At 63.6% G+C, this 6,465-nt stretch carries 10 protein-coding genes; 5 read left to right on the forward strand and 5 right to left on the reverse strand.

Annotated features, from left to right (window positions below):
* Positions 1 to 128 precede the first annotated feature (128 nt).
* The 3 genes from G522_RS0123535 to G522_RS0123545 all read right to left on the reverse strand — a co-directional run bounded on the left by G522_RS0123535 (position 129) and on the right by G522_RS0123545 (position 2,491).
* Positions 129 to 629, reverse strand: a complete 501-nt coding sequence (locus tag G522_RS0123535; protein ID WP_026793125.1) for a phosphatase domain-containing protein — start codon at positions 627 to 629, stop codon at positions 129 to 131.
* A 232-nt stretch (positions 630 to 861) separates the two neighbouring features.
* Complete coding sequence (locus G522_RS0123540; RefSeq protein ID WP_026793126.1) at positions 862 to 1,452, reverse strand: YdeI/OmpD-associated family protein; 591 nt, start codon at positions 1,450 to 1,452, stop codon at positions 862 to 864.
* A gap of 130 nt (positions 1,453 to 1,582) precedes the next feature.
* Complete coding sequence (locus G522_RS0123545) at positions 1,583 to 2,491, reverse strand: LysR substrate-binding domain-containing protein (RefSeq protein WP_026793127.1); 909 nt, start codon at positions 2,489 to 2,491, stop codon at positions 1,583 to 1,585.
* 105 nt (positions 2,492 to 2,596) lie between these two features.
* Here G522_RS0123545 and G522_RS0123550 point away from each other — a divergent pair, with 105 nt between their 5' ends.
* Genes G522_RS0123550 through G522_RS0123560 form a run of 3 tightly spaced genes read left to right on the forward strand, consistent with a single transcriptional unit; the run spans position 2,597 to position 3,965 of the window.
* The gene (locus tag G522_RS0123550; protein ID WP_026793128.1) at positions 2,597 to 2,995 is read left to right on the forward strand and encodes a tautomerase family protein; all 399 of its coding nucleotides are present in this window, start codon (positions 2,597 to 2,599) and stop codon (positions 2,993 to 2,995) included.
* On the forward strand, positions 2,992 to 3,420 hold the full coding sequence (locus G522_RS0123555) for a cupin domain-containing protein (RefSeq protein ID WP_084633373.1): 429 nt from the start codon (positions 2,992 to 2,994) through the stop codon (positions 3,418 to 3,420). The genes G522_RS0123550 and G522_RS0123555 overlap by 4 nt, the downstream gene beginning before the upstream one ends.
* Positions 3,417 to 3,965, forward strand: coding sequence for a DUF4865 family protein (locus tag G522_RS0123560; protein WP_026793130.1), 549 nt, complete (start codon positions 3,417 to 3,419; stop codon positions 3,963 to 3,965). Before G522_RS0123555 ends, G522_RS0123560 begins: the two co-directional genes overlap by 4 nt.
* An 11-nt stretch (positions 3,966 to 3,976) precedes the next feature.
* Here the strand turns inward: G522_RS0123560 and G522_RS0123565 are convergent, their stop codons facing one another.
* Positions 3,977 to 4,555: a class I SAM-dependent methyltransferase gene (locus G522_RS0123565; protein WP_169453594.1), complete on the reverse strand. Its 579-nt coding sequence runs from the start codon at positions 4,553 to 4,555 to the stop codon at positions 3,977 to 3,979.
* A 122-nt stretch (positions 4,556 to 4,677) separates the two neighbouring features.
* Positions 4,678 to 4,860 (reverse strand): SHOCT domain-containing protein, encoded by a 183-nt coding sequence (locus G522_RS0123570; RefSeq protein ID WP_051229173.1) that lies wholly within the window; start codon positions 4,858 to 4,860, stop codon positions 4,678 to 4,680.
* Positions 4,861 to 5,037: 177 nt separating this feature from the next.
* Between G522_RS0123570 and G522_RS0123575 the strand changes: the two genes are divergently transcribed.
* Positions 5,038 to 6,084 (forward strand): S66 family peptidase, encoded by a 1,047-nt coding sequence (locus G522_RS0123575; protein WP_026793133.1) that lies wholly within the window; start codon positions 5,038 to 5,040, stop codon positions 6,082 to 6,084.
* A gap of 109 nt (positions 6,085 to 6,193) precedes the next feature.
* The coding region (locus G522_RS30715) for a helix-turn-helix domain-containing protein (protein WP_156887020.1) at positions 6,194 to 6,465 on the forward strand (272 nt) is incomplete at its 3' end.

The raw sequence follows: 6,465 nt of genomic DNA on the forward strand, positions 1-6,465 counted from the left end.
CCCTGCACAAGTGCACGGCGTCGGCGTCGAATGAGGCTGGTGGGGGCGAGGTTCATGGCATGAGCATTGACTGGATCGGCGCCGAGGTCAAGCAGCTGCTTCATGACACCCGAGTCGTCTAGCTCGCCTCAAACGGAACCCAATTCGGCGTCCCTCACCCAATGCTCCTGGGCTTTGGTTTCGATGGCACCGGGGCGTGCCTGCCGGACGCGGTGGATGGCGCTCACAGCCGCCTCCCCTCTCTCCGTCAGCAGTCGCGCGGCAACCATGCCGGATCGCCCCAGTCCACCCCAACAGTGGATGAGCACCCTGCCCTTGTTGTCGAGAATGTCCCTAACCTTCCCAGCGATCGCCGGCCAATCCTCGTTGCCCTCAGGCGTACAGTAATTTCTGATGGGAAAGCGAAGCCAAGCGATCCCCTTGCTTGAAAGATCCGCACCGAACTGCGCGGGGCCGAAGGGAAATTCCCGCTCCTCGATCAGCGACAGGACCGCCGTCGGAGCCCATTCGACGATACTATCCAGCGACGCCGAATAACTGCTTTTCCGCCCTGGGCAGGCCGTCAGCGCCAGCGACGATCCGTCACCCAAATCTAGCGTGGAGATGATCGACAGCTCGTAATCTTCCATTTCAGACTGTCCTCTTGGCGGCGACGGTCGCCGCTCACACCATGTCCACTCCGACGACAGGATCTCGTGGAAGGTTTCGCAGATTGGGGCTTCCGAAGTGTGATCGCTCGCACAAGGCGCATTTGGCTTAACACCAGGATATCGAGCGGGGTTTCGATGGGCGAGCCGGCAGTGTCTCAGTTTGAATTTCCGGGATGGGTGGGTAACCCCGTCCTGATGAGGGTTTGCAATTTCAGTCTTTTTGCGAGTGGATTGTTTGGCCCAGCGCCAGCATGGAGATGAATTTCTCGATCCGCGCCGATCTCGTCTTTTCTGTTTTTGCGTCGTGGATACGGTAGAGAATGGCGTATCGATTAGCGCCCTTCAGCGTTGAGAAGAATGCTTTGGCTTCCGGGTTGAGATCAAGGGCCGCCTGAAAGTCACCCGGGATTTCCGCTTTGCTTTGCGACGCATAGGCGGCATCCCATCGACCATCACATTTCGCCTTCTCCACCTCGGCGTGCCCCGCTGGCGTCATCCGCCCCTGTTCGATGAGGCGGGCCGCCATATCGCGATTGATTTGAGACCACTTGCTCTTTGGTCCGCGCGGGGTGAAACGGACCAGCCAAAACGTGTCATCGAACCCGTCGAGCTGGCCATCGATCCATCCGAAGCAAAGAGCCACCTCGATAGCTTCCGGCTTCGCGATCGTGGCTGCGGCCGAGGCTTTTTTCGCGAATTTCAACCAAACACCCGGCGAATCGGCACCGTGGTCAGCCAGCCAAGCCTCCCAACTCGCGCGATCCGGAAAGCTCATGATCGGCAGTCCTTTATGGTCGGCCACTCCCATCCCCTTTCTGATCAACGCAGCATCGTGCAGGAATCTCTCAATGCGGCGGGACGAAGATGAATTCCCGAAAAGCCAATTTCTGCATGACGCCGATATAGGTCGCCAAGACGCGAAAGAGCCAGGCTCACGCCGCTTCCCGCGTCATCCACTCGGCTGGCAGCGTCTCCCAGAACGCGTCGCGAATGATCGCTGCCAGATGGTCGGCGATCGGGTTCGCACCCTTGTCCGAGCGGATCAACCTGAGGCCGAGGCTTGGCAGCGACGGCAGGCCGTAGTGCCTCTCGTCCAACAGACCTACCGACGCTGGCCGCCCTAAGGACGTCCGCACGGCCACGCCTAACCCCGCCGCCGTGGCCGCCCAGAGACCACCGAGGCTGGGTGTGACGAAGGCGACGCGCCAGGGGATGCCCTGCCGGTCGAGATGCTCGCAGGCGATGGTGCGTAGCAGGCACGGCGCCTCCAGCACCACCAATGGTAGCGGCTCACCACTCTCCCGTCGCCAGGCGGGCGCCTCGGCCGCTGAGCCCAGCCAGCAGAGCGGCGCGGCGGCGATCCGCTCGTCGGCTAGGGCACCGCCGTCGTCCCAGGCGAGCGCCAGATCGAGTTGTCCCGAGGCGATCTTTTCCATCAGTTCGGCATTACGGGCGATCCGCCCCTCCACCCGCACCTTGGGGTGGGCGCGGGCGAAGCGACCGAGCACGCGCGGCAGCACTGTCTCGCCGAAATCTTCCTGAATGCCGAGCCGCGCCCAGCCCTCCAGCTCCGCGCCGCGCAGGGCGCTGACCGCCTCGTCGTTGAGGGCCAAGAGGCGCCGGGCATAGGAGAGCAACTGCTCGCCGCCGTCGGTCAGCGCCAGCCCGCGCCCGGATTTGCGCACCAGCGGCATGCCAGCCTGCTCCTCCAGCTTCTTGAGCTGGGCGCTGACCGCCGAGGTGGAACGACCCAACCGGTCGGCAGCACGCGCAAAGGAGCCGGCGTCGATGCCCCAGACGAAGCTACGCAGGGCGTCCATGTCGAGGTTGGTGAGGCGCATTCCACCGTCCTGAATTCTAGGATCGTCTGTCCTGAATAATCTGATTTTAGGGATGATGATGCCGCTCTATTTTCCCGCCGTCAACATCCTTCAAGGGAGCCCACCATGCCCTTCACCCGCATATCGCTCAAGGAAGGCAAGTCGACCGCCTATCTCCAGGCGGTCGCCGACAGCCTCGACCGCGCCCTCGTCGATGCCTTCGAGGTGCCGGAAAACGACCGTTTCGTCGCCATCCACCAGCATCGCGACGGCGAACTGATCTTCGACCGCAGCTATCGCGGCGGCCCGCGCTCGGACGACTTCATCCTGTTCCACATCACCACCGGCCGGACGCGCTCGGCCGACACCGAGGCACGCTTCTACCGTCGCCTCGTCGACAACCTCCAGGCTGCGCCGGGCGTGCGGCCGGAGGATGTGATGATCGTCATCGCCAACTCCACCTTCGACGACTGGTCGTTTGCCTCGGGCCACCCCGCCAGCAAGCCATTGGAGACCGCCCGATGAGCGACCCCTTCGCCATGGGCGGGGCCTGCCCTGACAAGATGACCATCTGGCGGGCGGATGACGGCATTGCCGAGGCACCGGCCGGCGTCTCAACCGGCCCCTTCGAGGTGCAGATGCTGCTGACGAGCCGCACCGAGGGCGAGATGACGGCGATGCGCGCCTTCGTGCCGGCCGGCGTCGTCACCCACTGGCACAGCCACCCGCGCGGCCAGCTGCTGCACGTCCTCGATGGCATCGGCCTTGTCCAGCGCGACGGTGGCGACATCGTCGAGGTGCGCCCGGGCGACAGCATCTGGTTCGCGCCGGACGAAAAGCACTGGCACGGTGCCACCAGAGACAGCGCCTTCAGCTACCTCAGCATCCAGCCGGTGAAAGACGGCACCGCCGCCCACTGGTTTGAGCCTGTTCAAGGAATACAGCCATGATCGCCATGCAATACGGCTTCACCCTGCCCGCCGACTACGACATGTCCATCATCGACCGCCGCATCCGCGACAAGGGCCCGCTGCTCGACGGGTTCCCCCGCCTTCGCTTCAAGGCCTACCTCGCCGCCCGCAAAGAGGACGATGGCTTCCGGAGCACCGAAAACCTCTACGCGCCCTTCTATCTCTGGGACGAACCGGAGGGCATCGACAGCTTTCTCTCAAGTCCCGGCTTTGCCGCGCTAACCCGCGACTTGGGCTGGCCGAGCGTGCAGACCTGGCTCGTCTGGCACGCCGATCTCGGCGCCGATCTCAGGCAGACGAGATACGCCAGCCGCGAGATCACACCCATCGCCCCCTATTCCAACCTCGCCGAAACCCGCGACGCCGCCATTGTCGAAACACGCTCGCGAACCGGCGCGCTTGCCACTGTTGTTGGCTTTGATCCCACCGGTTGGAAGCAGGTGCGCTTTAGCCTGTGGGTCAAGCTGCCGGCACAGATAAAGGACGCGCAGCTCTACACCGTCGGGCACGTGGCGCTACCGTGAGAAGGACGGATTCACGGCCGAACGGCGCTGATCGCTGCCCAATTCGTAGGTCGGCGATCGTAGGCACCACCTCGCCAGCCCTCTATGTCGAGACCGGCCCAAGGCCCGTTGTCGCGCCAGCAGCCGACAAGGCCTTCAGCAGAGAGATAGTTGTAGTAGCGGCCGAGGCCATCTTCACCCTCCGCTGTGCCGGTCTTGAAACTCGCCCAGACAATGCCGCCCTCCACGAGCGCCGCGTGGATCTTCCGAATGATGAGGCCCAACTCGGATCGGGGAACATGGGTCAGCGCGGCGCAGGCATAGACGCCATCGTATTGCCGGTTGGCGCAGAGCTCGTTGAACATCATGGTCCTGACGGGCTGGCCGATACGAACTGAAGCGATCGCGGCCAACTCGGAGGCCCCATCCGTGGCGTCCAGTATAAACCCGGCCTCGATGATCGCCTTGGCGTCAGCGCCTCCGCCCGTGCCCAGCTCCAGAATCCTGCCGCCCGGTTTGCAGCGCTTCAGAAAGTTGAACAGCCTCGGGTTCGGCTTGTTCCCATTGGCCGCGTATTCGGCGGCCTTCGCATTGTAGAACTCAATTGTCACGTCCCCGCCACCCAAAACAGACGCTCACCCTCCGGCTCATGACAAACCGAAGGGGCATTCATTCGGCTTTCTCATACGATCGAAGCCGCTACGCCGGCAGCGGCGGAAACCTTTGCCCAAGTCTACGCTGCCAGATCGCGTCTCATCTGGTCGTACTGGTCCTTGGTGATCTCACCCGCCGCGTAACGGCGGTCGAGAATCTCGCGTGGCGTCGGTGCATCCGCGCCGCCGGGACGACGGGCGAAGTAATAAATCAGGACGCCGACGATAATGACGAGCAGCAATGGCCCGCCGAACATGGGCATTCCCCATCCCCCTCCATATTGCCACATCATGTCTTTCCTCCATGATTGAGCCCATAGTCTATCACGTTCCCTGCGCTTCACGCCTTGGCAATTTCCGACGCGGTCGCCTAACCTGCGACATGGAGTGCCAGATCAAACATTGAATTCAGAAGCTCCACTGAACCACCAGGGAACGAAATGGTTTCACTGATCAAACCGCGCCGCTTGCAGGCAGGCGACAACGTGGCGGTGGTCTCTCCCTCCTGGGGTGGGCCAGGCGCCGTGCCCCACCGCTACGCGGCCGGCAAGCGGCAGATCGAACAGCTGCTCAGCCTGCGGGTGGTGGAGATGCCGCACGCGCTGGCGCCGGCGGACTACATTGCCCGGCGTCCGGAAGCGCGCGCCGCCGACCTGATGCAGGCCTTTGCCGATCCGCAGATTGCCGGCATCATCACCAGTATCGGCGGCGATGATAGCATCCGCCTGCTGCCGCATCTCGACCTCCGGGTGATCCGCGACAATCCCAAGGTCTTTCTCGGCTTTTCCGACACCACCGCCCTGCACTTCGCCTGCCTCGCCGCCGGCCTCTCGTCCTTCTACGGCCCGAGCGTCATGGCCGGCTTCGCCGAAAACGGCGGCATGCACCGCTACACCTTCGACGCCCTGAAGCGGGCGCTGTTCACTGCCGAGCCGATTGGCCTCGTGCCCTTCAACGACGAGGGTTGGACGGCGGAGCACATCGACTGGAGCCGGACCGATCAGCAAGACCGCAAGCGGGCACTGCAACCGTCCGACCGGCCACGCGTCCTGCAGGGCGCGGGCATCGCGTCCGGTCATCTTCTCGGCGGCTGTGCCGAGGTCATTGAAATGGTGAAGGCGACTCATTGGTGGCCGCCGCTCGACAACTGGCGAGGCGCCATCCTCTTCTACGAGACATCCGAGGATGCGCCGCCGCCGCAATTCATCCGCTACTGGCTGCGCAACCTCTCGGCCCAGGGCATTCTGAACGTATTGAGCGGCGTCCTGATCGCCCGCGCCGACCCCAAGGGCGATCCCGACTATCAATCGAGGCTCGAAGCCGCCTTCGTGGATAGCCTCGCCGAAGCGGGCCTGACGAGCTTGCCCGTCCTCACCGGATTGGATTTCGGCCACACCCAGCCGATGCTGACCCTGCCCTACGGCGCCCAAGCCAGCATCGATTGCGAGCGAGGAACCCTGACGATCACCGACCCAGGCGTCATCTGAACGGGCTACGGCGGCGCCGTGAGAGCCTGATTCAGCCCCTCGCCCTACCTTCCTGAGGTCCTCCTTGGACTCACGAGTGAAGTGCAACACCTGCTAAGGTGTTGCTGCGATGGGACAACATTACTCTCAGCTCTCGTTGCGAGAGCGGGTGACGGTAGAGCTTCTCCACCGGGAAGGGCTATCGGTGCGAAGCATAGCGGCGCGGCTTGAACGATCAGCATCGACGATCAGCCGCGAGCTCAGGCGCAACGCCAAGCCGACCAAACAGTGGTCCGGCCCCTACGATGGCGAACGGGCGCACCGCCTGGCCGCCCGACGACGACAATGGGATACCCGTTTCAAGCTGGCGCGCCAGCCGGACCTTGCGGCCGACGTCAAGCA

Origin of the sequence: Pleomorphomonas oryzae DSM 16300, assembly GCF_000422965.1 — a bacterium.
Lineage (GTDB): Bacteria > Pseudomonadota > Alphaproteobacteria > Rhizobiales > Pleomorphomonadaceae > Pleomorphomonas > Pleomorphomonas oryzae.

Bases quoted from the DNA above. Each gene is read 5' to 3' on its own strand.
- G522_RS0123535 (WP_026793125.1), bottom strand. From the start codon at position 629: ATGGAAGATTACGAGCTGTCGATCATCTCCACGCTAGATTTGGGTGAC.
- G522_RS0123570 (WP_051229173.1), bottom strand. From the start codon at position 4,860: ATGCCCATGTTCGGCGGGCCATTGCTGCTCGTCATTATCGTCGGCGTC.
- G522_RS0123545 (WP_026793127.1), bottom strand. From the start codon at position 2,491: ATGCGCCTCACCAACCTCGACATGGACGCCCTGCGTAGCTTCGTCTGG.
- G522_RS0123575 (WP_026793133.1), top strand. From the start codon at position 5,038: ATGGTTTCACTGATCAAACCGCGCCGCTTGCAGGCAGGCGACAACGTG.
- G522_RS0123560 (WP_026793130.1), top strand. From the start codon at position 3,417: ATGATCGCCATGCAATACGGCTTCACCCTGCCCGCCGACTACGACATG.
- G522_RS0123555 (WP_084633373.1), top strand. From the start codon at position 2,992: ATGAGCGACCCCTTCGCCATGGGCGGGGCCTGCCCTGACAAGATGACC.
- G522_RS0123550 (WP_026793128.1), top strand. From the start codon at position 2,597: ATGCCCTTCACCCGCATATCGCTCAAGGAAGGCAAGTCGACCGCCTAT.